Source organism: Bartonella sp. CM31XJBT (genome assembly GCF_028618555.1).
GTDB lineage: Bacteria > Pseudomonadota > Alphaproteobacteria > Rhizobiales > Rhizobiaceae > Bartonella.
This window is the reverse complement of record NZ_JAQITD010000015.1, coordinates 1-26,885: the sequence shown is the minus strand read 5'-3', so window position 1 is coordinate 26,885 and position 26,885 is coordinate 1. Positions and strand designations below refer to the sequence as shown.

Below are 26,885 nucleotides of genomic sequence, written 5' to 3'. Positions count from 1 at the left end.
TATTATTATAAATTAATATGTTATTATATTTTAAGAAAGTTTATTATAAATAAAATATTTTCAGCAGTTATAGATTTTCTCTCTAAGAAAATGTGTTGTTTAATTAAGAAAAAAGCACTTCTTTAGTAACGTATTTTTAAACTAAACTTTTTATTTAAACGCTATAGAATATAAAATTTTTATTACAAAAGCGTATCACCATTGTTTTGTAAACAAGGGCAGAAGATTGTTCATTAGCAAAAAGTTCTCTTACAATTATGCAGAAATTTTAGACAATCAGTGGTTTTAATTCATTCAATGTTTCAATAATATCGTAGATGATTTTGTTTTTGTGTATCACACGAGGCACATAAGGAAAACAGTAAAATTTATCTGATATTTTGGAGCTTCATGCATTGCAACAACCTGTTGCTAAGGCTCTATAAGCTTAACATGAAGAGTAATAAATGTAAAAAGTTTAATTAGTAAGTTTTTTAGAGTAGTATTAGACTTTATTTTAATTAATATTGCAATATTGATTCGTTTGTGTAATCTTAGTTTAAATGCACAGAGGTATTTTATAGATAGATTATATCAAATACCAATGTGATGAAGAGGGGAATTATATGGGTGTATAAAAATAGAATGGCTCATCGTATTTTTTCTCTAAATTTGACTTTTTTTTTTATATTGAAGTAAAAATAGTAAAATTAATTGTTATTTCATTATAATTTAATAAATTTAAGTTGGAATTACATTTAATATTTTTTTTAAAGTTACTTAAGAGCGCGTTGAAAGGATTAACTTAATCATGTCGCATAAAAATGTTTATTCTGCTGTTTCAGTATTAGTTGGAGCCGCTGCCCTTTTTCTTATAGCTGGTATTTCTGCAAATGCGCAAACTTTATCACAAGGTTGGTACAAAGTTTGCAGTAAGCAGCATGATGTTGATATTTGTAATACAATGAATACTGTATTATCGAATACGGGACAACCTTTAACGGCTTTTAATCTTGTTGAAATAAAAGGGAAGCAAAATGAAAAACGTATAGGTATTCAAGTACCTACTGGGCGTTTTTTGCCAGAAGGTGTTCACATTAAAATTGGTGACGAGTTCTCTAAAAAAATTCCTTATATTATTTGTAATGGACCAAGTTGTATTGCTAATGATGTCTTAGATGATAAGCTTATAGCAGCTATGAAAAGTGGAACAAAAATGGTTGTAACCACAGTTAATTTTCGTGGTTCAGCTAATCCTATTGAATTTTCTCTTAATGGGTTTACAGCAGCCTATACCGGTCCTGGTATGGAGGAAAAAGATTTCCAACAAGAACAAATAAAGCTGCAGCAAGCCATTCAATCAAAGCAAAAAGAAATTGAAGAGCGTATGCGGGCTGAGCAAGAAAAAGCAAAACAAAAGTAATAAACCCACACTATAGAATTGGTTATAATTGTTTATTTGAACCGCCACAGTTTTCTGTGGCGGTTTTTTAATCCTTAATTTTTCGAAAGAATTCTGCGTTTCCACCAACCAATACGTTCAGTTTTGGAAGAATCATTAGGCGTTGATGAAATAACAACGGATTGATTAATTGTTTCTTCAATTTTGGAAGGAGAGGTTTCTACAACTTCCTCCATCTCGATTACAGTTTCTTGCTCTAATATTTTTTGTATTTGCGTCTCTTTAGAAGATGATTTTTTACGTGTTCCACGTGTTGATTTTTTACTCTTTTCAAGAGCTTTATCTTCTACCTCATGAATAGATTTGTCTGCTTTTTTTGTTTTAGCTTTACGCATCGAACTGGTTGTAGGTTTTTCTTCAAGAGATTTTTGTTCTGCAACATTTTGATCATTCTCTAAAGAAAGCTGATTTTCTACTACTTTTGAAGAACGTGTTTTACGTTTTTTAGGTTTAATACTTGTATCAATTTTTTCAGATTCACCCTGTTGTTGTATATCTAGAGCTTGTGTATTATTTGTTGTTTCTTCAAGTTCAAAAGATTTAGTAGGCGAAATACGACGTTTGCGATGCGCTGCTTTAATTTCTGCCAAAGCTTTCTTAGCAAAATCTCCCACTGGTTCTGCGTAAGGAACGCGAATCTGATGAAAACTATTATCTTGATTGCGTCGACCACCACGACGTCCTCGACGACGTCCTCGACGATAAGAATCATCATTCAAAGTATCTTCTTTTTTATGAACGTTGGAGAGAGAATGATCAGTAATTTCACCGTGACGATTTTTGCGCCTACGCTTTTGGTTTGTTTCAATGGGAGAAGGATTTTCAATAGATTCACTCTTTATGAAAACAGAATCTACAATTTCTTGCTCATTGGCATCTTCCAATGAAGATCGAGAAATGCTCTCTGCTATTGAGCCTTTAGAAATAACAAGATGTTGCGTTCCAATACTATCATCTGCTTCAATACTAATATTAAGCTTAAAACGAGCTTCTAAATTAACAAGAATGTTGCGTTTATGATTTAATACATAAAGCGCTGTTGCTACGGGTGTGCGCACGATAATATTATATTGCGAATTATGAAGAAGATATTCTTCAATTGAGCGCATGACATGTAACGCAATGGATGATTCAGAACGTATATTTCCTGTTCCTGCGCAATGCGGGCAGGGCTGTGTTGTACTTTCTAAAACCGATATGCGAATACGTTGACGACTCATTTCTAAAAGGCCGAAGTGTGAAATATGACCTACTTGAATACGAGCACGATCGTTTTTTAAACAATCTTTTAATTTTTTTTCGACCAGCTTCACATTGCGTTCTTCAAGCATATCAATAAAATCAATCACAATTAAACCAGCAAGGTCACGCAAGCGTAATTGCCGCGCTACTTCTTCAGCAGCTTCAAGGTTAGTTTGTAAGGCTGTCTTTTCGACAGAGAATTCTTTCGTGGAGCGGCCAGAATTTACGTCAATAGCAACAAGTGCTTCTGTTTGATTAATAACAAGATAACCACCAGATTTTAAAGAAACTTGTGGTTGCAACATTTTATCAAGTTGAATTTCAATATTATTTCTTGCGAAAATGGGTGTAGGATCACGGTAAGGTTGCACAACTTTTGCATGACTTGGCATGAGCATACGCATAAAGTCTTTCGCTTCACGATATCCTTGGTCTCCAGAAACAAGAATTTCACTAATGTTCTTATTGTAAAGATCTCGTATAGAACGCTTGATGAGATTGCTTTCTTCATGGACAAGGCATGGCGCCGTTGACTCGAGTGTCAAAGTGCGAATAGTATCCCATAACCGCATAAGATATTCATAATCACGTTTAATTTCAGCTTTTGTTCTATTGGCACCAGCAGTTCGTAAGATAACGCCCATACCTTTTGGAACAGCTAATTCTTTTACGATTTCTTTAAGACGCTTACGGTCTTGTACGTTCGTAATTTTTCGTGAAATACCACCACCACGTGCTGTGTTGGGCATTAGAACAGAGTAACGACCTGCTAGAGATAAATATGTTGTAAGGGCAGCACCTTTATTACCACGCTCTTCTTTGATAACTTGTACCAACAAAATTTGACGTCGTTTAATGACTTCTTGAATTTTATACTGGCGCCCTTGTTTTCTTTGATAAATTGGGAGCTCTTCACGGATGTCCTCAGCACCGACCATTTCGATCTCATCATCAGAGATATCGGCATTTAATGCTTCTTCTGTATTATCAATTATTGTCGCTTCAGATGTGATGTCACTTTCAATATCGGCTGCAATGACATTGTTTTTTCCATTTTTTTTTGTTCTTCTGGAGCGTTTTTTATTTTTAGTTGCTTCTTCCGTAAAGGTATCTACAGAATTTTCTCCTATAGCTGCTTTTTCCTCTTCTTCAAGAAGAGCAAGTCGATCAGCAATAGGAATTTGATAATAATCAGGATGAATTTCAGAAAATGTTAAAAAACCATGTCGGTTTCCACCATATTCAACAAAAGCTGCTTGGAGAGACGGTTCTACACGCGTAATCCGTGCGAGATAAATATTCCCCTTGAGCTGTTTTCTATGTTCTGATTCAAAATCAAGTTCTTCAATTTTGTTGCCGTGAACAACAACAACACGAGTTTCCTCCGGATGGGAGGCATCTATAAGCATTTTGTTTGACATAAGTTAATATCCTGAAGGCGACATGCACAATTTTATTCAAACGAACGCTATAACTATTCGTAAACATAAAAGGCTGTCTGCCATAAAAGGGAGGTACCAGAAAAACAGGACGGAACACCACGTGCAGAGGCATGACTGCATTTACACCATTTCTCATCATTATTTCCATCTGTTTTTTATGACTCATATTTCTTAAAAGTCTCCGGTAAAATAATCTTTAAAACAGTTCGGATATCCGAACCAACGAATCTTAAGTAATGCAATCCTAATATTATAACATAGAAATTTTTCATCCATAAAAAAGTCTCAACGCATAATAGGCAAAAAACCTCTAAAGACAACTTAATATGAGTTACAGATAATTTAGATGACTATTATCAGCTAGGAAGCATAAATATTCTTTTATGTTGATATCATGCGTTTGGCAAGTAACAATGTAAATCATGTATAATTATAATATCTTTATGACCTTAATTTCGTTTTTGGGTGTTTATTTAGCTTTTATTGAAAAATAGAGAATAAATTGGTGTATCATTTTATATAACCAAGATAAATTATTACAAAGGTAATGTAGAGTATTTTGCTTATGATAAGAGTTTTTTTTACCAAAAAGCTGAAAACAGCTTATGGGGATGTTATTGTGCTCGTCACATACTTTTTATTATCTTTTTTTCTACTCCAAACCAGTGTTCAAGCCGCAGATCCTCTGAGACTTATTAATTTTCGAACCATTGGTGATAGTGTTCATACGCGTATTATTGCGGTTTTTAATTCAAAACCAAATGTTCGTTTACAGATTTTGGACAGGCCAGCACGTTTGGTTATCAATTTACCTACAATTGACTTTTCGATGCAAAATACGCCTTTAAAGAAACGGAATACATTATCCGTTATGCTTTCAGATGTACGTTATGCTTTCTCTGATATACAGACTTCACGCATTATTTTGACAAGTAAAACGGCTTTTGTGGTTGAAAAAAATGTCGTAAAAAAATTAAATAATGGTTTATGGCAGTTGCTGATTGATATTCGTAAAAGTACACAAGAAAAATTTGATGAGACATTAAAAAAACAGCAAAGAAGCAATTTTGATACACAAACACAGTTAATGCCAGCATATAATTTCCGTGTTGTTCTTGATCCTGGTCATGGTGGTATTGATGGTGGTGCACGGGGTGTTACTGGAATTTTAGAAAAAGATGTGACTTTAGACTTTGCGCGTGCATTGCGAGACGAATTACAAAAGGATTCTCATATTACCGTTGCTTTAACACGAGATTCCAATATTTTTTTAAGACTAAGTGAAAGAGTTAAAAAAGCGCAAGAGTTTGATGCTGATCTTTTTATATCTATTCACGCGGATACGATTGATTTACATTCTCTTCGCGGTGCTACAGTGTATACCATATCAGAAAAAGCATCTGATGCCATTGCAAAATCTTTAGCTGAAAATGAAAATAAAGTTGATTTGCTTGATGGTTTGCCTGCAGATGAAACGCTCGAAGTTACAGATATTTTGATGGATCTTACACGACGTGAAACACATACATTTTCGGTTAATTTTGCAAATAGTGTTATTTCAAGTTTATCAAAGAATCATATTAACTTGATTAATAACCCACATCGGTATGCTAATTTTCAAGTTTTAAGAGCTTCAGATATACCCTCAGTCTTGATAGAGATAGGTTATTTATCCAATAAAGAGGATGAAAAGTTACTAAATGATCCTCATTGGAGAAAACAAATGGCAGCCTCTATTGCTCATTCTATTCGTCAATTTGCTGATTATAGGCAGAAAATGATACAGCCTCTTTAAATTTGTGAGAAAATAGAGTATCAATATGGGCTTCTAGTGTACCCTAGTATAAATAAAAGATAGAAAACAATTTCTCTTGATCTCAATCTTGTGGTGATATCCACTTGGTGTGTTTGAAGTAACGTATTTTTTCTTTAATTAATTCTTAAGAAAGCGATAGCCGTTTTTATGATAATTTTTTTAAGATATCTTCTTCGTTTTTTTATTGCTATTGGACTTTGTGGTGCAATAACGTGGGGTGTTATGACCAGTGGTCAAGCAAATGCACTCCCTGATTATGAAGTTCTTTCACTTTATGAGCCGCCGGTAATGACCCGCGTCCATGCTTCTGATGGCCGTCTTATGGCAGAGTTTGCAACAAAACATCGCCTCTATTTACCGATTCAATCAATACCAAAGCTTGTTATAAATGCTTTTATTTCGGCTGAAGACAAAAACTTTTATCATCATTTTGGTTTAGATCCTGAAGGACTTTCTCGAGCTTTGATCAATAATATTCGTAATATTGGTTCTGGAAGACGTCCAGAGGGTGCATCAACTATAACGCAACAAGTCGCTAAAAACTTCCTTTTAAGTTCAGAAACAACGTTAGAACGTAAATTTAAGGAAGCTATTTTAGCAATGCGTATTGAGAAAACTTATTCAAAAGATCATATTCTCGAACTTTATCTCAATGAAATTTATCTGGGTCGTGGCACTTATGGTATAGCAGCTGCTTCTTTGACTTATTTCAATAAATCCGTCAATGACCTGACGCTAGAACAATGTGCTTATTTGGCTGCTCTTCCAAAAGGACCAGCAAATTATGATCCATTTAAGAATACACAACGTGCTATTGATCGGCGTAATTGGGTTATAGACCGGATGATTGCAAATGGATATGTAACGCGTGAACAAGGTGAAAAAGCAAAAGCTAAACCTTTAGGAGCGACAATACGTGGGAGTGATAGCTATGTTTTTGCGGCTGATTATTTTACTGAAGAAGTGCGGCGTCGTTTAATACATCGCTATGGGGCTAAAACACTTTATGAAGGCGGGCTTTCCATTCGTACAACGCTTGATCCGCATTTACAACTTATTGCGCGACGTGCTTTGCACGATGGATTAATTAGATTTGATCATGCGCAAGGATGGCGTGGAGCTTATGCGCATATTGATGAGAAAAGTGATTGGGGGACAGAACTTGCAAATATCACAGGGCTAAGTGATGTTCCTGAATGGCGTTTAGCTGTTGTTCTTTCTACTAATCCCAACAAAGTAGAGATTGGTTTACAGCCACAGCGCGAAGCTTCAGGTATATTATCAAAAAAACGGGAAATTGCTGTTTTATCTGAAGCTGATTCAAAATGGGCACTCCATGTTGTAAAAGAAAATGGTTATCGAAAAACTGTTCAGAGCTTATCTCATGTTCTGCAAGTTGGGGATGTCATTTTTGTTGAAAAACTACCCAATACAAATAATACTTATCGTTTACAACAAATTCCAAAGGTTGAAGGTGCAATTGTTGCTATGGAACCTCATACAGGGCGCGTTCTTGCTATGGTGGGAGGATTTTCTTTTGCCGCATCTGAATTCAATCGTGCAACCCAAGCTTATCGCCAACCGGGGTCTGCTTTTAAGCCTTTTGTTTATGCAGCAGCTCTTGATAACGGATATACACCAGCATCCGTTGTTTTAGATGGCCCCATTGAAGTTCGTCAATATAATGGTGAAGTTTGGCAACCCAAAAATTATGGAGGTACCTTTGCAGGACCTTCAACGTTGCGTTATGGTATTGAGCGTTCTCGTAATCTTATGACAATACGGCTTGCCAATGATATGGGAATGCCTCTTGTCGCTGAATATGCAGAACGCTTTGGGATCGTAGATAAATTGCAGCCTTATCTTCCCATGGCTTTAGGGGCTGGCGAAACAACAGTATTACGAATGGTTACAGCTTATTCAGTTATTGCCAATGGGGGACGCTCTATTAAACCTTCTCTGATAGACAGAATTCAAGATCGTTATGGGAAGACAATTTATCGTCATGATGATCGTATTTGCGAAAATTGTAATACGCATTCATGGAATAATCAAAGTGAGCCCACATTGATTGATGAAAGAGATCAAGTTCTTGACCCTATGACGGCTTATCAGATTACATCGATGATGGAAGGGGTTGTTCAGCGTGGTACTGCGGCACGTTTACGTTATCTTAATCGACATATTGCTGCTAAAACAGGAACAACCAATGACTCTAAGGATGTCTGGTTTATGGGATTTACTCCTGATATTGTCGTTGGTATTTTTGTCGGTTATGATCAACCAGCTCCGTTAGGATATAATGGAACAGGAAGTTCATTAGCTGCGCCTATTTTTGGTGATTTTATGGCAGATGCTCTTAAAGGGAAGCCAGATGTTCCCTTTAAGATGCCAAAGGGCATGATTTTAATGCCAATTAATCGAAAAACAGGAATGCTTGCCGAAAGAGGAGATCAAGATGTTATTATAGAAGCATTTAAACCAGGGACTGGTCCTGCTGATATATATCAAGTTATTGGGAGTACAAATTCTTTTCAAGAAGGTGTTCCTGCAGTAACGACTTCTCCACAAGTCAACAAAGCACTTGAAAGTGGGACAGGTGGGCTGTATTAATCGACAAAATCTCCTTTTGCCATGAGTCATGGTTTTTATCTCTTTTTTACAATGTCGGTTCTGTAAATAGAGTGATAGAATTGTACCATTTTCTGATAGCAGCTATTAAATTTGTATAAAATGCTAAGAGACACAACCAAAAAGAGTTTTTAAAAATACGGTGTTAAATTATGCGAGCAGAAATAGAAACATTAGTTGATGAAATCCAGAAAGCAATACAATTGCTAAGGGGGCATCTTTGACTGGGATCAATCACTAAAGCGTCTCGAATATCTTAATCAAAAAGCAGAAGATCCATCATTATGGGATGATGCACAACGAGCACAGGATATGATGCGTGAGCGTCAACGTCTTGATGATTCAATCAATGGTCTTTTATCATTTACAAAAACACTTGAAGAATGCATTGAGCTTATTGCGATGGGCGAAGAAGAAAGTGATGTTGAAATTATCGCTGATGCAGAAAGATCAATACGTAATCTTAAAAATGAGATAGATAAAAGGCAAATTGATGTACTTCTTTCAGGAGAAGCAGATCCGAATGATACCTATTTAGAAGTTCATGCTGGAGCAGGGGGAACAGAAAGCCAAGATTGGGCTTCTATGCTCTTACGTATGTATATGCGCTGGGCTGAACAGCATGAAATGAAGGTTGAAATTTTAGAAATTCATGATGGAGAAGAAGCAGGAATAAAGTCAGCGACTATTCTTGTAAAAGGGCATAATGCTTATGGAATGTTAAAAACAGAATCAGGCGTTCATCGTTTAGTGCGGATTTCTCCATTTGATTCGAATGCAAAGCGCCATACCTCTTTTGCAAGCATTTGGGTTTATCCAGTTATTGATGACAATATTGAAGTTGATGTTTCAGAGGCAGATGTGCGTATTGATACATATCGTGCATCGGGAGCAGGAGGACAACATGTTAACACGACAGATTCTGCTGTTCGCATCACGCATATAAAAACGGGTATTGTTGTTCAATGTCAAACAGAGCGCTCTCAACATAAAAATCGCGCTACGGCTTGGTCGATGTTGCGTGCACGGCTTTATGAAGAAGAGCTTAAAAAAAGAGAAGAAGAAACCAATGCTGCTGAATCTTCTAAAACAGAAATCGGATGGGGACATCAAATTAGATCTTATGTTCTTCAACCCTATCAGCTTGTCAAAGATTTGCGTACAGGAATTGAAAATACGGATCCACAATCCGTACTTAATGGTAATTTAGATGCATTTATAGAGGCAGCACTCGCACGGCGCATTTATAAACAAGACAAAAAAATTGAGGATATTCGTTAATTATATATCCTTCCTTCAAGCCATGTAGATTTTTTCTTAAGCTGTTCGTTTTATTGATGTTGTGATGTTACGATAGTCCTTGATACTTTAAAGGTTTAAAGAGGGATTTTCTTGTTTCTTTCTTCATTTTTTTTCTCACACGCCAATTCTGCTTATGATATTGCAAGTGATAGGAAGAATCTGAAATAAGAAAAATTTGGGATATTCGGGGGACTAATATAAATGTAAAACAATTCATTATCCTTATAAATCAATATATTGTAAAAATTGAATCCGTTGAAAAACTAAAATCAATTAAGGAGGATAACTTTTGCTTTTTAAGGCAAATCAAACACTCAATTTACAAGTTACCATTATGATATAAAAGTGTTGCAGTAGCTAAAACATTTTCAGCATGCCCAGATACGCTTACTTTACGCCATTCTTCTGCTATTATTCCATTTGCATCAATTAAAAAAGTGCTCCGTTCAACTCCCATATATTTGCGTCCATACATGCTTTTCTCAACCCAAACACCATAAGCTTCGAGGGTTGTTTTTTCTTCATCAGAAACCAAGATGACATCAAGTTCATGTTTTACTTTAAATTTATCATGTTTTTTTACATTATCTGGAGAGATTCCAATAACAGAAACACCGATTTCATCAAATTTCATCTTTAATTTTGTGAAATCAAGTGCTTCGCTTGTGCAACCACTGGTGTCATCTTTTGGATAAAAATATAAAACAACAGACTTTCCTTTAAAGTCAGAAAGACATACCATCTCTCCTCCATCGCGCGGCAAATTAAAATCAGGAGCAAGAGCACCTTTCATTGGTCTTGTCATTATTTTCATCTTTCTTTCTTGTGTAACAGGTATAAGATATCAGAGTACACAGAAGAAAAGAACTATTCAACTCTCTAGAATATTATTGTTTTGAAGAGACCTTTATTTCCTAACAAAACTCGCCCTATCACAACAATTGAATTGAAAGAACAAGGTCGACAACATAAACAAAACAGCAAAAGATTATACTGGTTTCATCACAACATGTTTTTTCTTACCAAAAGAAAGTTTAACGGTTCCTTCTGCACTGACATCCCCTTCAATAATAAGATGTGTTTCATCCTCAATAATTTGATCATTTACACGGACCCCCCCACCTTGAACGTGTCGGCGTGCCTCACTATTAGATCTAGCGAGTCCTGCTTGTACTAAAAGAGTGAGCAATCCAACACCTTTTTTTAATTCTGAGGCATTAATTTCAACAGTTGGAAGATTTTCTCCTAGAGTTTTTTCTTCAAACGTCTTGCGAGCTGTTTCTGCTGCTGCATCAGCAAGAACACGTCCATGCAACATTGCTGTAATTTCTGTTGCAAGAATTTTTTTTGCTTCGTTAATTTCTGTCCCTTGTAATAGAGAAAGTTTAAGAATCTCATCCATTGGCAATGGAGTATAGAGCTTTAGAAATCGTGTTACATCAGCATCTTCTGTATTGCGCCAGTATTGCCAAAATTGATAAGGTGAAAGCTTATCCGCATTCAGCCATACAGCCCCATTCAATGATTTACCCATTTTGGCACCGGAAGAGGTTGTCAGCAATGGTGATGTTAACGCATATAATTGCGGTGTTCCTAAACGATGCCCTAATTCGATTCCGTTAATAATGTTGCCCCACTGATCAGAGCCCCCCATTTGCATACGCAATCCATAACGTTTATAAAGTTCAACAAAATCATAAGCTTGCAGAATCATATAATTAAACTCTAAGAATGACAAAGAGTGCTCACGCTCAAGTCTGAGTCTAACGGAATCAAATGACAACATACGATTGACAGAAAAATGTTTTCCTACATCACGCAAAAATTCTAAGTAGTTTAAATTGCATAACCATTCCGCGTTATTCACAATACAAGCATCGGTTTCTCGGTCACCGAATGTCAAATAGTTAGCAAATACCTTTTTAATACCATTAATATTTTCAGCAATATCATTCTGTGTCAGAAGGCGTCGCGCTTCATCTTTGAAAGAAGGATCACCAATCAATCCGGTTCCTCCACCCATTAAAGCAATGGGGCGATGACCTGTTTTTTGTAACCAATAAAGCATCATAATCTGAAGAAGACTTCCAGCATGTAAACTCGATGCTGTTGGGTCAAATCCAGTATAAGCGCTTACAGTTTCTTTTGAAAAAAGATCATCTAAGCCTTTTTCATCTGAAATTTGGTGGATAAAACCACGTTCGCTCATAATGTGTAAAAAATCAGATTTAAAGGCAAACACAGATTTAATTTCCTAATTTAAGAGTGCATTATTTTATAGAATAGGCGATTATATAATGAGTTATCTATCATAACTGACACACACCTCACAAGAGAAAGAGACATATTGGTAACATAAAGATAATAATACAGGTATTATTTCCTTTTTACGTTAAAAAAGAGACTTATCAGTGATAGAAAACAGGTATGCTGTTATTCTCATTTCTATCCTGAAATAAAATTTAGAAAAATTTTAAATGCAAACTGAAAAAATTACTTTGTTATGATCAGAAACGACTTTTGCTAATTTTTTATAAATCTATCGTATTTTCCTAAGTTAGTGAAAGTATTTCAGGAGGAGGAGCGAGAAGTTCATTGGAGATATGGTTATCCAAATAGTGGGCACATCGCTCAATAAGTTCTTCATGACATCCACTGAAAAAGTGATTAGCCTCTTCTAATATTTCTTGTGTGATGATGATACCTTTTTGTGTTTTTAATTTATCGACAAGTATTTGAACATCTTTTGGAGGGGAAACTTTATCGATACCGCCATGAATGATAAGCCCAGAGGAGGGACAAGGTGCAAGAAATGAAAAGTCATAAACATTAGGCTGAGGGGCAACTGAGATAAATCCCTCAATTTCCGGTCGGCGCATTAAAAGCTGCATACCAATCCATGCTCCAAATGAATATCCTGCTACCCAACAATTTTTAGAGTCTGGATGTTGTGTTTGCACCCAATCGAGAGCAGCAGCAGCATCTGAAAGTTCTCCTATTCCATAATCAAATTCACCCTGACTACGACCAATACCACGAAAGTTAAAACGTAAAGTTGTAAAGCCACGTTGTTGGAACATATAAAAGAGGTCATAGACAATTTTATGATTCATAGTTCCACCAAATTGGGGATGAGGATGCAAAATAATCGCAATGGGTGCATTTTTTTGTTGTGAAGGTTGATAACGTCCTTCGAGCCGACCCGCAGGACCGTTAAAAATAATTTCTGGCATAAAATGCTCCTTAAATGCAATAAAAGGCTTTCATTGATCTTGGTCGACTTTTACCATAGAATCTCTTAAATAATTATTAGATATTCTTTTTTTAGTGCACTTTTCAAGAAAATTGCGCTATTTTTTTAATCAATTCATAAGATTAATGATTGCGATGTAAAATGGTTATAAAACGCCGATATTTTGATCATAACGCAACAACACCACTCAAAAAAGTGGCACGAATAGCGTTACTGGAATCTTTAGAAATATTTGGTAATCCATCATCTGTTCATAAGGAAGGGCGTGCGGCTAAAACTTTGTTGCAAAAGGCTCGTCGGCAAATCGCTGAAAATCTTAAAACAGATCCAGATCACGTGGTATTTACCTCTGGTGCGAGTGAAGCCGCAATGACTTTGTTAACACCCTTTTACAATATGGGGAATGCAAAAGTTAAATTTTCTCGTCTTTACCTTGGAGCGACTGAACATCCCTCTGTGGCAGAGGGAGGACGTTTTTCTAAAGAGTTGATAAGCGTCATTGCTGTTGATCAAGATGGGCTCATACAACAAGATAAATTAACATCACTCTTAACGGTTCATGATAAAACAAAAGGTTTACCTCTTGTTGCTATTCAAGCTGCAAATAGTGAAACGGGTGTTATTCAACCATTAACAGAAATCGCCGCTATTGTTCGGGATTTAGGAGGCACTCTTATTGTTGATTTGACACAATATGTAGATAAAAATTTTGTGGATATTAATCAGCTAGGAGGAGACTTTTTTATATTGTCTGCACATAAAGTTGGCGGTCCGAAAGGAATCGGTGCTTTTGTTTCATGTGGTAATCTTCTCATGCCACATCCTCTTATTATTGGGGGAGGACAAGAAAAAGGTCTCCGTGGAGGAACAGAAGCATTGCCCCTTATTGCTGCTTTTGGGGCAGCAATAACTGATTGCTTCACACAGGAGGAAATAAAACAGTTAATATATTTACGCAATAAATTAGAAAATGGACTACAAAGTATAAGTAAAAATGTTGAGATTTTTGGCAAAAGAGTTCAACGTTTGCCAAATACAACTTACTTTACCGTGAAAAATATAAAAGCTGAAACGATGCAAATTGCTTTTGATTTAGAAGGGTTTTCTTTATCATCCGGCTCTGCTTGTTCTTCGGGAAAAGTAAAACAAAGCAAAGTGTTGGAGGCAATGGGGTATCATGTTCCAAATGGTGCCATTCGCATTTCGCTAGGGCGTGGCACAACTTCTGAAGATATTGATGATTTTCTGTCGTTTTTTTCTCAAATTATAAGCAGGAAAAAAGGGGAAGATTTATCATCAGAAAGTTATAAAAATTAGAATTATTTTAAAAATAAAATAAGTTTGATTGAAATTTTTGCACTTTACCTATAGCCTAGAGATAACTTGCTTACTTTAATCTTGTAAAAAACAAGACTTTAGTTACCGGTTTTTGACGCCAAAAAATGGAGAAAATTTATGCCGGCAGTACAAGAAACGATACGCCAAGTACGTGAAATAGATGTTGACCAATATAAATATGGTTTTGAAACCAATATTGAAACCGATAAAGCTCCAAAAGGCTTAAATGAGGATATTATCAAATTTATTTCCGCTAAAAAACATGAGCCTGAATGGATGCTAACATGGCGCTTAAAGGCTTACCGCCGTTGGCTGACGATGCAAGAGCCTCATTGGGCGCGTCTTGAATATCCTAGAATTGATTTTCAGGAGCTTTATTATTATGCTGCTCCAAAAAATCATACAGGACCAAAATCTTTGGATGAAGTGGATCCTGAGTTATTAGCAACGTACGAGAAACTTGGCATTCCCCTTAAAGAACAAGAGATTTTGGCAGGAGTAAGAAAACAGTCTGATCCCTCCACTTTTGATGACAGTATGTCTGTATCGGGGCAGGTGGCTGTTGATGCAGTCTTTGATTCTGTTTCTGTTGTAACAACATTCAAAAAAGAGCTGGCACGTGCCGGTGTGATTTTTTGTTCTATTTCAGAGGCGATTATTGAACATTCTGAGCTTATTAAAGAATATTTAGGAACAGTTGTACCTATAAGTGATAATTATTATGCGGCCTTAAATGCAGCTGTCTTTACAGATGGTTCATTTGTTTATATTCCCAAAGGGGTTCGTTGTCCTATGGAGCTTTCAACTTATTTTAGGATTAATGAACGCAACACTGGCCAATTTGAACGAACATTGATTATTGCTGCTGAAGATTCCTATGTTTCTTATCTTGAAGGGTGTACAGCACCCCAACGTGATGAAAACCAACTTCATGCTGCTGTTGTTGAGCTTATTGCCCTTGAAAATGCAGAGATTAAATATTCTACAGTACAAAATTGGTATCCTGGCGATAGAGATGGAAAGGGTGGTATTTATAATTTTGTGACGAAGCGTGGAGATTGTCGAGGTGATAGTTCTAAAATTTCATGGACACAAGTTGAGACTGGTTCTGCGATTACTTGGAAATATCCATCCTGCTTACTCCGTGGTGATAATGCGCGTGGAGAATTTTATTCTATTGCCGTTGCAAACGGTCATCAACAAATTGATTCCGGTACAAAAATGATTCATTTGGGAAAAAATACTTCCAGTCGCATTATTTCCAAAGGTATTTCTGCAGGTTTTTCAAATAACACGTATCGAGGACAAGTCACAGCTCATCGAAAAGCACAAAATGCGCGTAACTTTACGCAATGTGATAGTTTGTTAATCGGGAATGATTGTGGTGCACATACAGTTCCTTATATTGAAGCAAAAAATGCAACAGCTCAGTTTGAACATGAAGCCACAACATCAAAAATTTCTGATGACCAACTTTTTTATGTTATGCAGAGAGGAATTCCCGAAGAAGAAGCTATCGCATTAATTGTAAATGGTTTTGTAAAAGAGGTCATTCAAAAACTTCCCATGGAATTTGCTGTCGAAGCACAAAAGCTTATTGGTATTAGCCTTGAAGGTAGTGTTGGATAATTTTATTTAATTAGATAAATAGAAGACTTTATGTAAAAAGGCTGTAACAGTAGCATATAATGCTAAAAATGACCTCTATGCTAATTACAAAAGTAGATGGATGCTAAGGCAAAATAATCCGCATCTGTATCTGAAAAAACAGCCAAAACAGGATTAAATTATGTTAGAGATAAAAAATTTGCACGCCCGTATTGCTGAGACCGATACAAAAGTTATTCGTGGTTTAAACTTGACAGTTCAAGATGGAGAAGTTGCCGCTATCATGGGACAAAATGGAGCCGGAAAATCAACTTTGTCTTATTTACTTGCTGGTCGTGATGATTATGAAATAACAGAAGGAGATATTCTCTATAATGGGCAATCACTTTTAGAAATGGATCCAGCAGAACGTGCTGCATATGGTGTTTTTCTTGCATTTCAATATCCAATGGAAATACCAGGAGTAGCAACAATGGAATTTTTAAAAGTTGCGATGAACTCTCAACGCAAAGCACGAGGTCACGAAGAACTTAAAATTCCTGAATTTATAAAATATGTTAAAGAAGTTTCAGCCAAACTTGAAATAGATATGGATATGCTAAAGCGTCCATTAAATGTAGGTTTTTCAGGTGGAGAAAAAAAACGCGCTGAAATTTTACAAATGGCACTTCTTGAACCTAAACTTTGCATTTTAGATGAAACGGATTCTGGTTTAGATATTGATGCACTAAAAATTGTTGCAGATGGTGTTAATAAACTTCGGGATTCAAAACGTTCATTTCTGGTGATTACCCATTATCAACGGCTACTTAATTATATTATTCCTGATACGGTACATGTTCTTTATAAAGGACAAATTATCAAAAGCGGTGATAAATCCTTAGCGCTTTATTTAGAGGAAAATGGGTATGCTGATCTTATCAGGGAAGCGGTTTGAGGTTATTAAATATGAATGCACAGCAAAACTTGTTAGCGGTTGAAGAAAATATCCTCAGTAATTTTAATCAGTATGTAAACGACTTACCTGGTGATAAAGCTGTACAGGAAATCCGCAAGAAAACTATTGAGCAGTTTCAAATGACACGGCTTCCTTCCCGTAAAATCGAAAGATGGCATTATACCAATCTGCGTACCTTACTGAAGTCTATTAGCAATTTTTCAAAAGTTCAAGACAATCAATTGGTTGATGCATTGCTTTCAGAAAGTGCTGTTTTCTCCATAAACAATGGAAAAACATCGATAGAGTCAAAGGTAGACAATATTACAGTAAAACGCCTTTCAGACGCATTAGAAGATAATTCTGTGCAGATAAATCAAAACATTTCTGATGAAGATTTTATTGGACAGTTAAATACAGCTTTTGTTACAGATGGTTGGCTTTTTCACATCCCTGAAAATACAAAGTTAAATATACCCATTGAATTACAAAATATACAAATGGGGGGACAATCTCATATTTTTTCGGATATAAAAGTTGATAAAAATAGTCAAGTTATGTTTATTGAACATCAGGTTGGCAATGATAAAGATACCTTTGTCAGTTCAATATTTTCATTAAGTATTGCTGCTGATAGTGATGTTACGTGGATTCTCATTCGCAATCGTGATTTTAATTCTACACAATTTGGTCGATTTTGTGCTGTTCTTGATCAAAGAGCAAAGTTATCACTTTATGTCATTAATATAGGGAGCCAATTAAATCGCCAAGAAATCGATATTGAATTACAGGGAGAAGAATCTAATTTTCAATTACGCGTCATAAATTTATTATCAGGACAAACACATAGTGATCTTACAATGACTGTTCGTCACGTGGAAGAAAAGTCAACATCAACCGAAATTATACGCAATGTGGTTACAGATAAGGCTGTTGGTGTTTTCCAAGGAATAATACGTGTTTCTCAAAAAGCGCAAAAAACAGATGCACGCATGGCTTGTAATAGCCTTATTCTTTCAGATGATGCAGAATTTAATGCAAAGCCTGAACTGGAGATTTTTGCTGATGATGTTGCGTGCGGTCATGGTGCAACAGTTGCTAATATTAATCATGATTATCTTTTTTATCTTATGGCGCGTGGTATCCCATTTAAAACGGCTCGTGCACTTTTGATTAAAGGATTTATCTCTGAGCTCATTGATGACATCAAGCAGGATAAGATTCAAATCGTTTTGGAGAATATCATTAGTAAATGGCTTGAAAAAAATGTTTAAGGTAGAAAAAATGGAAAATAACGTACAAACATTTACTTATAATGTCGAAGAAATTCGGCGTGATTTTCCTATTTTACACCATCAAGTTTATGGAAAGCGATTAGCATATCTTGATAGTAGTGCTTCTGCCCAAAAACCAATGTCAGTACTCAATGCAATGAATAATTATTATCACTATAGTTATGCTAATGTGCATAGGGGAATGTATTTTTTAGCCAATATAGCAACACAATCTTATGAAAATTCTCGTGAAACCGTTCGTGTTTTTCTAAATGCTCAAAAAGCTGAAGAAATTGTTTTTACGAAAAATGCAACAGAAGCTATTAATACTGTTGCTTATGGTTGGGCGATGCCAAAACTCAAAGAAGGTGATGAGATTGTTCTAACGATCATGGAACATCATTCAAATATTATTCCTTGGCATTTTCTCCGTGAACAAAAAGGTGTTAAACTTATTTTTGTTCCTGTCGATGAAAATGGTGTTCTGCACATTGAAGATTTCCAAAAGGCTTTAAGCGAAAAAACGCGGCTTGTTGCTATAACGCATATGTCCAATATATTAGGAACTGTGCCTCCTGTTAAAGAGATTATTAAACTAGCACATCAAAATTCTATTCCGGTTCTTGTTGATGGTTCTCAAGGAGCAGTACATTTAACCGTTGATGTGCAAGATCTCGATTGTGATTGGTATGTCTTTACAGGTCATAAGCTTTATGGTCCCACTGGTATTGGTGTTTTGTATGGTAAAGAAGATAGATTAGAAGAAATGCGTCCTTTTCAAGGGGGAGGGGAAATGATCGAGGAGGTAACAACCGATAAGGTGTTTTATAATGCTCCTCCTTACCGTTTTGAAGCAGGTACCCCTCCTATCGTTGAAGCTATTGGATTAACTGCGGCTATTGATTATATACAAGAGAAAGGTCGTAGCACGATTCATGCCCATGAGAGGTCCCTTTTAGCTTATGCGCAGGAAAAACTTAAAATGGTTGAGTCATTGCGTATTTATGGTCATTCTCCCAATAAAGGAGCTATTATATCATTTACAATTGAAGGAATTCACGCCCATGATATCGCTATGTTTATTGATAGAAAAGGGGTTGCAATACGTGCGGGAACTCATTGTGCACAGCCTTTATTACAGCGCTTTGGTCTAACATCTATTTGCCGCGCATCGTTAGCCATGTATAACACTAAAGAAGATATAGATCAATTGGTAGAAGCATTGCAAGAAACAAGGACATTTTTTAATGGCTGAATTAATTGAAGAGCGTCATTCTACAGAATCTGTTGAAACTGTAAGTGAAAATAAAAAATCTTACATATCAGCAATTCCAGCAGATGAAATTGATCGTATGACGAATGATATTATTGCTGCTCTTAAAACAGTTTATGACCCAGAGATTCCTGCTGATATTTATGAGCTAGGACTGATTTATCGTATTGATATTGAAGATGATCGTTCAGTAAAAATTGAAATGACTCTTACAGCACCGGGATGCCCTGTTGCTGGTGAAATGCCGGGGTGGGTAGAAAATGCAGTCAGTGCAGTTGAAGGGGTTTCGTATGTTGAAGTCACTATGACTTTTGATCCACCATGGACACCTGATTGTATGTCAGAAGAAGCTCAAATTGCTGTCGGATGGTACTAAAAGTATTGTTAAGAGACTCTAATTTAGCCATTCATGAATAAGCTGGTTACTTTTCACAAGCATTTGAATTTAAGGACGATCGCATGAGTTATAATAAACAAAAACTAGAACTCACTTGGATTGGAAAAGAAAAACGCCCAAAACTAGAGCCTCGTATCTTATTAGAGGATCTTGAAAAATCTTATCACGCTTCGCATCAAATATCATCCCAAGATATTTTTGATAATAAACTTATTTTTGGTGACAATTTGCTCGCGCTCAAAGCGCTTGAGAAAGAATATATGGGGAAGGTAAAATGTATCTATATCGATCCGCCTTATAATACAGGCAATGCCTTTGAACATTATGAAGATGGTTTAGAGCATTCCATATGGCTCAGTCTTATGAGAGACAGGCTAGAATTGTTACATCATTTACTGGCGGATGATGGAAGTATCTGGATATCAATTGATGATGATGAACAAGCCTATCTTAAAGTGATGATGGATGAAATTTTTGGTCGCCAAAATTTCATCAACAATATTATTTGGCAAAAGAAATATGCTCCACAAAATGATACAAAATGGCTTTCCGATAACCATGATTTTATCATGGTTTATGCTAAAGATAAAACGATTTGGCGCCCTCAATTGCTTCCTCGTTCAAGCGATATGGATGCGCGCTATAAAAACCCTGATAATGATCCTCGCGGTCCTTGGAAATCTGGAGATTTATCCGTGAAAAGAGTGACGCCTAAGGATATTTATGAAATCATCACACCTTCTGGACGCAAGGTAATGCCTCCTAATGGTAGAAGTTGGGCTATGAATAAAAAAAAATTCTTTGAATTATTGAACGATAATCGTATTTGGTTTGGTCCAACAGGAAGTAATGTTCCTTCTATGAAACGTTTTTTATCAGAAGTAAAAAATGGTATGGTTTCAATGACGATTTGGCTCTATACAGAAGTGGGACACAACCAAGATGCCAAAAGAGAAGTCAAAGTTTTTAATTCTGATAATGTCTTTACAACTCCCAAACCTGAGCGGTTAATGGAACGCATCATTCAACTTGCCACTAATCCTGGTGATCTTGTTTTAGATTCTTTTGCGGGTTCCGGCACAACCGGTGCTGTTGCTCATAAAATGGGAAGAAAGTGGATTATGATTGAACTTGGTGAACATTGTCACACCCACATTATCCCTCGTTTAAAACAAGTCATTGATGGAACTGATCAAGGGGGAATTTCCAAAAGTGTCAATTGGCAAGGTGGCGGTGGATTTCGTTATTATAGCCTTGCACCTTCTTTGTTGCAAAAAGATCCATGGGGACAATGGATTATTAGTCGCGAATATAATGCTGCGATGCTTTCAGAAGCAATGTGCAAACATATGGGATTTACCTACGCACCTGATGAAAATCATTATTGGATGCAAGGGTACTCAACCGAAACAGATTATATTTATGTCACAACAAGCGCTATGACTCATGAACAACTCCGTATAATGAGTGAAGAGGTAGGCTCTCATCGCACGTTGCTGATTTGTGGTACAGCCTTTGATACAAAATCAGCATCCTTTGAAAATCTGACACTCACTAAAATCCCCCGTGCAGTGTTAGAAAAATGCGAATGGGGAAGGGACGATTACAGTTTAAATGTAGCCAATCTTGAACCAGTGATTGTGGTAAAAGAAAACAACAAAAATAAAGATATTGCGCAAGCAGAATTAGATTTATTTGAATAGTATATAAAAAGCGGAGTTTTTCATGAACACTATTGAAAAAAGGATTTCTGCTCGCTTATCGTTACGTGATCCTCAACGTGAATCTTTAAATATTTTGGTAAAAATCTTAGAAAATATAGAGCTTTCTAAAAATGCTGATTTGGTTGCAGAGTTAGAAGTGATAAAAAATCTTTATCCTTCTGTACAAGATTTTGAACGAAACTTTCCCTCTTTTTGTTTTGCCTTAGCAACGGGTGTTGGAAAAACGCGACTTATGGGGGCTTTTATTAGCTATCTTTATTTAACAGGTCGCAGTCGCCATTTTTTTGTTTTAGCGCCAAATTTGACTATTTATGAAAAGTTAAAACAGGATTTTAGTCCCCAAAGTCCGAAGTACGTTTTCAGTGGAATGAGTGAATTTATTGCCAATAGACCCGTTATTATTACAGGTGAAGATTATGAAAGTGGTAAAGGTATTCGCGCTGATGAACACCATTTTCAAGGACAAAAGCGTTTGTTTGAGAATAGAGATACGGCTTTTATCAATATTTTTAATATTTCTAAAATTAATACAACAGATAATAAAAAAGGCGCACTAAAATCTAGTATGCCGAGGATTAAACGCTTACAAGAGACAATTGGCGAAAGTTATTTTGATTATCTCGCAAATCTTCCTGATTTAGTTTTGTTAATGGATGAAGCACATCGTTATCGGGCTTCTGCTGGTGCAGCGGCAATTAATGAGTTAAAACCTGTTTTAGGAATAGAGCTTACAGCGACACCAAAAACAATAGGTGCAAAACCCGTAGATTTTAAAAATGTTGTCTATAGTTATTCACTTGCAGAGGCTATGAGGGATGGTTTTGTAAAAGAACCTGCTGTTGCTACACGTAAAGATTTTCAACCTCAAAATTATACATCTGAGCAATTAGAACATATCAAATTACAAGATGCAATTCATGCCCATGAAAACGTGAAAGCAGATTTAATTGTCTATGCAAAAGATTATAACAAAAAGTTCGTTAAGCCTTTTATTTTAGTTGTCGCTCAAGATACAAATCATGCACAGAAATTGCGTGATTTATTGGAATCAGATGATTTTTTTGCAGGAGCTTATAAGGGAAAAGTTATAGAGATTCATACAAAACAGTCGAATATAGAAGAAGATCAAAATATTCAAAAGCTGATTGCAATTGAAAATTCTTATGACCCAACAGAAATTGTTATTCACGTTAATAAATTAAAGGAGGGGTGGGATGTTAAGAATCTCTATACTATTGTACCGTTGCGTGCATCGGCTTCAGAAATTTTAACAGAGCAAACAATTGGGCGTGGATTGCGTTTGCCTTATGGGTATAGAACAGGCGTGGAAGTTATTGATCGTTTAACAATTATTGCGCATGATCGTTTTCAAGATATTATTGATCGTGCAAACGATCCAAACTCAATTATAAAAAAGCATATTGAGATTGGAACAGGAGGGAATATCCCCTTTGAAAAGACCGATATAGTGACAGTTCCAAGTCAAGTAGAAGCTTTATTGATGCAAACGATGGTAACACGTAATTCCGATATAAATGGAGCATCTTCTGATTTACAAGGTATCATATTACGTAATACAGATTCCCCTACATTAACGCCTGAGGAGCAAGAAATTGCAGCGATCGCGTGGGATCTTATCAAAGAGAATGATAAATTGCCAAGTTCTCAAATGCTTTGTTCTGCACAGATACAAGAAAAAATTGCTAATAAAGTTATGAATATTAAGCCTTCATCACAAAAGTCTCTTGTATCAAAAGTGGTGACAATTCTGACAAAACAATTGACAGAACTGATAATAGATATTCCAAATATTATACTCATACCTTCGCGTGATGTTACTTATGGTTTTTATGATTTTGATTTAAAAAATCTAGAAAGCTTAAATTTTCAACCTGTTAGTAAAGAACTTTTAATTCGAGAATTGCGTACCCATAAAAGTATTTTTCTTACTTCTAAGAATGAATATGTAAAAGAGCCTTATCTTGAAAACTACATCATTCGTGGTTTGATTGATAATGACTTTGTCGATTATGATAACCATACGCTCTTATTACGAAAATTAGCTAGTCAGATAGTAGAACATTTCCGATCTTATTTACCCAATGATACAGCTGTTGAGAACGTATTAATTCACTATCAGCACAAGCTTACTAGTTTTATTGTTGCGCAATTAAGAGAACATCAATGGGAAACGCAAAAAGATTATGCGGTTAAAGTTACACGAGGTTTTACAACTTTATCACCTATCCATTATGTGTTACCGCAAGGGACGTCTCCTCTTGATTTTCGTAATATTCCTGCCATTAAAAGTGATATTAAAAAACTTGTATTCAGTGGCTTTAGAAAATGCTGTTATCCTTTACAAAAGTTTGATTCAGTAGAAGGGGAATTACGATTTGCTCAAATATTAGAGGATGATGCACAAGTCTTGAAATGGATGAAACCCGCTCGAGGTTTTTTCAGAATAGAATATGATAAAGGATCAACTTATGAACCGGACTTTGTTGTAGAAACGAAGGATGCCAAATATCTTTGTGAGCCTAAAAAAGCCTCTGAAATGCAAAATCCTATTGTTTTAAAAAAGAGAGAAGCTGCAGTTCAATGGTGTTGTCATGCAACGCGCTATGCGGCGACTTATGGCGATAAAAAATGGTATTATGTTCTTATTCCCCATGATGCTATTAAAGCAAATAGTAGTTTTGAAGGTTTGTGTGCAGAGTTTACCATTTCAGAATCTATACTTGAGAGCTCGTAACTTTTTGCTTCAAAAATAAAACACATAAGTTTTTTAATTGACGGGTGTGAGGTTCAATCAAATGTTTGAATAATTATTTTTAACTTTTTTCTAACGACGTTAAAATAAAAAGAAAAGTGTATAGAAAAGTTATACAAGATTATGCTTTTGTATGGGGATTTGTAGCACATTTACAATTTTTTATAAAAGTACAATCTTATTTTCGTTATGTGAAAAGATCTTTGAGTTATAGTCATAAATTAAAAAAATATTTTGATTTTATTGAGTAATTTGATAAATGTTTTTTTTTAAAAAAACTTAAACAGTTTATTGTTCTTTCATTTAAAACGCTTGAATATAATGAAATACCCAGAGGATAAAAGGGGGAGTTTTTCATATGACTTTAAATTTAACAAACACTGTTTTTAATTTTTTAAAGAAAAACCCGACGAAAAAGTTTACAGCTCGAGAAATTGCTCAATGGATATTTGAAAATTACCCAGAGAAATGCCGCCAAAAACAAAAGTATTCAACGGCGATAATCAATCCCCTTAATAGTGATGCAGCTCTTATTCAGCAAATTGTTGCTGAAATAGGATCGCAGCGCCCTCAATTACAAAAGCGTTATTCAGAAATTAAAACCACTGAAGGACGACCGCGACAATATTATTTTACTAAACAAACAGATAGTGCTGAAATTGACGCAATAGAGGACAATGCAAAGAGTAGAACAGAAGGTAGCTCTGTTAAAGAGCATGATCTTTATCCGTTATTATCTAAATTTTTATGGTCAGAGCTTGCAGTTTATAGCAAGCGCATTAATGAGAAATGTTCTCGTAATAAACATGGTGCAGGCGGAAATAAATGGCTTTATCCAGATCTCGTAGGGATGCAAGATTTAAGCAAGGAATGGAATCGTGAAATCAAAGACTGTGTTTTGCAATATTTTGATAAAAAGACAAAGCTTTGGTCTTTTGAAGTAAAAATTCTCATCAATCGTTCAAATTTACGAAAAGCATTTTTTCAAACAGTTAGTAATTCTTCATGGGCTAATTTGAGTTATTTAGTAGCTAGTGAAATTGAAGGAGTTGATACATTAAAAGAGCTTCGGATGCTTTCAAGTTTGCATGGAATTGGATTTATAAGACTTAATAAGGAAAACTCTTCCGAGAGTGAGATATTAATTCCTGCCAAAGAACGTAGTGATATTGACTGGGATACTGCTAATAGATTAGTGGAGGAAAACAAAGATTTTCTTGATTATATTAAGCTCATTCGTCAATTTTATCAAACTGGTGAGATGCGTCCTCTAGATTGGGATCATATGTATCTATGAGGGGTATTTTTAAAAAGACTCCATTGTTTAACAGCCCTTTTTTCAGGGTGATGAAAAATTACTCTAACTATTTTGTTTGACTTATTATATTGATATTGTATCAATTAAATTTTTTTCGCGTACCTCATGAGTGGGGGAAGAGTAAAAATTCTGTTTTAGGCCTGTTCTATTTTGTGCATTGGGCATGATTCCATTAGATACTAGACTTAATGACTATAATTTATTACAAATTTGCTACTTTAGAGAGTGAAATTCGACTTTTTTGCTTTGTTTATATCAAGCATTAAAAATATTACTTTCTCATATTGAAGTCTTCTTACGGAGAATTTACACTACTATTTCTTTAATTTCTACTGCTGTTCATTTTGATTATTATTAAGTTTTTTATTATCCGAAGTAAACATTCAAAAATATTAATTTTATAAAATATTCACACAGTTTACTCAATTTCTTGAAATAGATTTAAAAAATAAATTTTTCTCACATCTTATAGTAAAGGGGTGTACTATCACAGTTTGCCACAATACTCTCTTTATTTTTCAATAATACCGCACGCTAAACGTGCACCACCTCCGCCAAGCGGTAATGGTTTATCTGATTGATTATCAGCCCCTAAATGAATGACTAAAGAGCGCCCTTTAATTTCAGAGATTTTTTTTAATCGTGGAGCAAGAACGCTCATTATGGCATATCCGTGCTTATCAACATAAAGTGCTGGTAAATCACCAAGATGACCATTGACATTATAAGGTCCTAAATGTTTTCCGGTATGTTCCGGATCATAATGTCCACCTGCGCTTCCACCAATTATGCCATCTTTTGTATCACATGAAGGATTCACATGTACATGAAAACCATGCATCCCTTCTGATAAAGTAGATAAATTAGGGATGAAAATCAAACCGTACGTGTTTTCTTCAATTTTAATGCTACCAATAGCCTTTTTGAAATTGTTATCTTCTAATTTATAAATATTTACTTGTGTTGATAGTGCTAATACAGAATTTTTATGAATTAAAAATGCCATAAAAAACAATAATGATAATAATATTTTTTTCATAAAATACCTTTATACTTATTTTAAATAGATTATTATCTATAATTAATAATCTATATTAATAATATATTATATAAGTG

The 26,885-nt window shown here is 35.4% G+C and carries 18 protein-coding genes; 13 read left to right on the top strand and 5 right to left on the bottom strand.

Annotation, left to right across the window (positions count from 1 at the left end; genetic code table 11):
• The first annotated feature begins 790 nt into the window (after nucleotides 1–790).
• On the top strand, nucleotides 791–1,402 hold the full coding sequence (locus PVV63_RS07105) for an invasion associated locus B family protein (RefSeq protein WP_273791265.1): 612 nt from the start codon (nucleotides 791–793) through the stop codon (nucleotides 1,400–1,402).
• 74 nt (nucleotides 1,403–1,476) lie between these two features.
• Here the strand turns inward: PVV63_RS07105 and PVV63_RS07100 are convergent, their stop codons facing one another.
• Nucleotides 1,477–4,104: a ribonuclease E/G gene (locus tag PVV63_RS07100; protein WP_273791264.1), complete on the bottom strand. Its 2,628-nt coding sequence runs from the start codon at nucleotides 4,102–4,104 to the stop codon at nucleotides 1,477–1,479.
• 586 nt (nucleotides 4,105–4,690) lie between these two features.
• On the opposite strand from PVV63_RS07100, the gene PVV63_RS07095 reads away from it, so the two are divergent.
• From PVV63_RS07095 to prfB, 3 genes are all read left to right on the top strand, one after another.
• Nucleotides 4,691–5,920, top strand: a complete 1,230-nt coding sequence (locus tag PVV63_RS07095; RefSeq protein WP_273791263.1) for an N-acetylmuramoyl-L-alanine amidase — start codon at nucleotides 4,691–4,693, stop codon at nucleotides 5,918–5,920.
• Between the two features lie 168 nt (nucleotides 5,921–6,088).
• Complete coding sequence (locus tag PVV63_RS07090) at nucleotides 6,089–8,554, top strand: penicillin-binding protein 1A (RefSeq protein ID WP_273791262.1); 2,466 nt, start codon at nucleotides 6,089–6,091, stop codon at nucleotides 8,552–8,554.
• Nucleotides 8,555–8,724: 170 nt separating this feature from the next.
• A protein-coding gene (gene prfB, locus PVV63_RS07085) for a peptide chain release factor 2 (RefSeq protein ID WP_273791261.1) occupies nucleotides 8,725–9,853 on the top strand; the annotation gives its coding sequence in 2 pieces (ribosomal slippage) (nucleotides 8,725–8,793 and nucleotides 8,795–9,853; 1,128 coding nt in all).
• A 340-nt stretch (nucleotides 9,854–10,193) separates the two neighbouring features.
• Here the strand turns inward: prfB and PVV63_RS07080 are convergent.
• From PVV63_RS07080 to PVV63_RS07070, 3 genes are all read right to left on the bottom strand, one after another.
• Nucleotides 10,194–10,679, bottom strand: coding sequence for a peroxiredoxin (locus PVV63_RS07080; protein ID WP_273791260.1), 486 nt, complete (start codon nucleotides 10,677–10,679; stop codon nucleotides 10,194–10,196).
• A 183-nt stretch (nucleotides 10,680–10,862) separates the two neighbouring features.
• Nucleotides 10,863–12,116: a tyrosine--tRNA ligase gene (gene tyrS / locus PVV63_RS07075; protein WP_273791259.1), complete on the bottom strand. Its 1,254-nt coding sequence runs from the start codon at nucleotides 12,114–12,116 to the stop codon at nucleotides 10,863–10,865.
• A gap of 310 nt (nucleotides 12,117–12,426) precedes the next feature.
• Nucleotides 12,427–13,107, bottom strand: coding sequence for an alpha/beta hydrolase (locus PVV63_RS07070; protein ID WP_273791258.1), 681 nt, complete (start codon nucleotides 13,105–13,107; stop codon nucleotides 12,427–12,429).
• A gap of 161 nt (nucleotides 13,108–13,268) precedes the next feature.
• On the opposite strand from PVV63_RS07070, the gene PVV63_RS07065 reads away from it, so the two are divergent.
• From PVV63_RS07065 to PVV63_RS07025, 9 genes are all read left to right on the top strand, one after another.
• On the top strand, nucleotides 13,269–14,444 hold the full coding sequence (locus PVV63_RS07065; protein ID WP_273791257.1) for a cysteine desulfurase family protein: 1,176 nt from the start codon (nucleotides 13,269–13,271) through the stop codon (nucleotides 14,442–14,444).
• 138 nt (nucleotides 14,445–14,582) lie between these two features.
• Nucleotides 14,583–16,094 (top strand): Fe-S cluster assembly protein SufB, encoded by a 1,512-nt coding sequence (gene sufB, locus PVV63_RS07060; RefSeq protein WP_273791256.1) that lies wholly within the window; start codon nucleotides 14,583–14,585, stop codon nucleotides 16,092–16,094.
• Nucleotides 16,095–16,254: 160 nt separating this feature from the next.
• Nucleotides 16,255–17,010 carry a Fe-S cluster assembly ATPase SufC gene (gene sufC / locus PVV63_RS07055; RefSeq protein ID WP_273791255.1) on the top strand — a complete coding sequence of 252 codons (756 nt, stop codon included), beginning with the start codon at nucleotides 16,255–16,257 and terminating at the stop codon, nucleotides 17,008–17,010.
• 11 nt (nucleotides 17,011–17,021) lie between these two features.
• Nucleotides 17,022–18,284: a Fe-S cluster assembly protein SufD gene (gene sufD, locus PVV63_RS07050; RefSeq protein ID WP_273791286.1), complete on the top strand. Its 1,263-nt coding sequence runs from the start codon at nucleotides 17,022–17,024 to the stop codon at nucleotides 18,282–18,284.
• Between the two features lie 10 nt (nucleotides 18,285–18,294).
• On the top strand, nucleotides 18,295–19,539 hold the full coding sequence (locus PVV63_RS07045) for a cysteine desulfurase (RefSeq protein ID WP_273791254.1): 1,245 nt from the start codon (nucleotides 18,295–18,297) through the stop codon (nucleotides 19,537–19,539).
• Entirely contained in the window at nucleotides 19,532–19,933 is a 402-nt protein-coding gene (locus PVV63_RS07040) for an SUF system Fe-S cluster assembly protein (RefSeq protein WP_273791253.1), read from the top strand. Before PVV63_RS07045 ends, PVV63_RS07040 begins: the two co-directional genes overlap by 8 nt.
• 83 nt (nucleotides 19,934–20,016) lie before the next feature.
• Nucleotides 20,017–21,657 carry a site-specific DNA-methyltransferase gene (locus PVV63_RS07035; protein ID WP_273791252.1) on the top strand — a complete coding sequence of 547 codons (1,641 nt, stop codon included), beginning with the start codon at nucleotides 20,017–20,019 and terminating at the stop codon, nucleotides 21,655–21,657.
• Between the two features lie 22 nt (nucleotides 21,658–21,679).
• Nucleotides 21,680–24,433 (top strand): DEAD/DEAH box helicase, encoded by a 2,754-nt coding sequence (locus tag PVV63_RS07030; RefSeq protein ID WP_273791251.1) that lies wholly within the window; start codon nucleotides 21,680–21,682, stop codon nucleotides 24,431–24,433.
• Between the two features lie 376 nt (nucleotides 24,434–24,809).
• On the top strand, nucleotides 24,810–25,748 hold the full coding sequence (locus tag PVV63_RS07025; protein ID WP_273791250.1) for a COG2958 family protein: 939 nt from the start codon (nucleotides 24,810–24,812) through the stop codon (nucleotides 25,746–25,748).
• A 532-nt stretch (nucleotides 25,749–26,280) separates the two neighbouring features.
• On the opposite strand, the gene sodC is transcribed toward PVV63_RS07025, so the two are convergent.
• A complete protein-coding gene (sodC, locus tag PVV63_RS07020; protein ID WP_273791249.1) occupies nucleotides 26,281–26,808 on the bottom strand; it encodes a superoxide dismutase [Cu-Zn] SodC in 528 nt (175 codons plus the stop codon).
• Nucleotides 26,809–26,885: the final 77 nt, after the last annotated feature.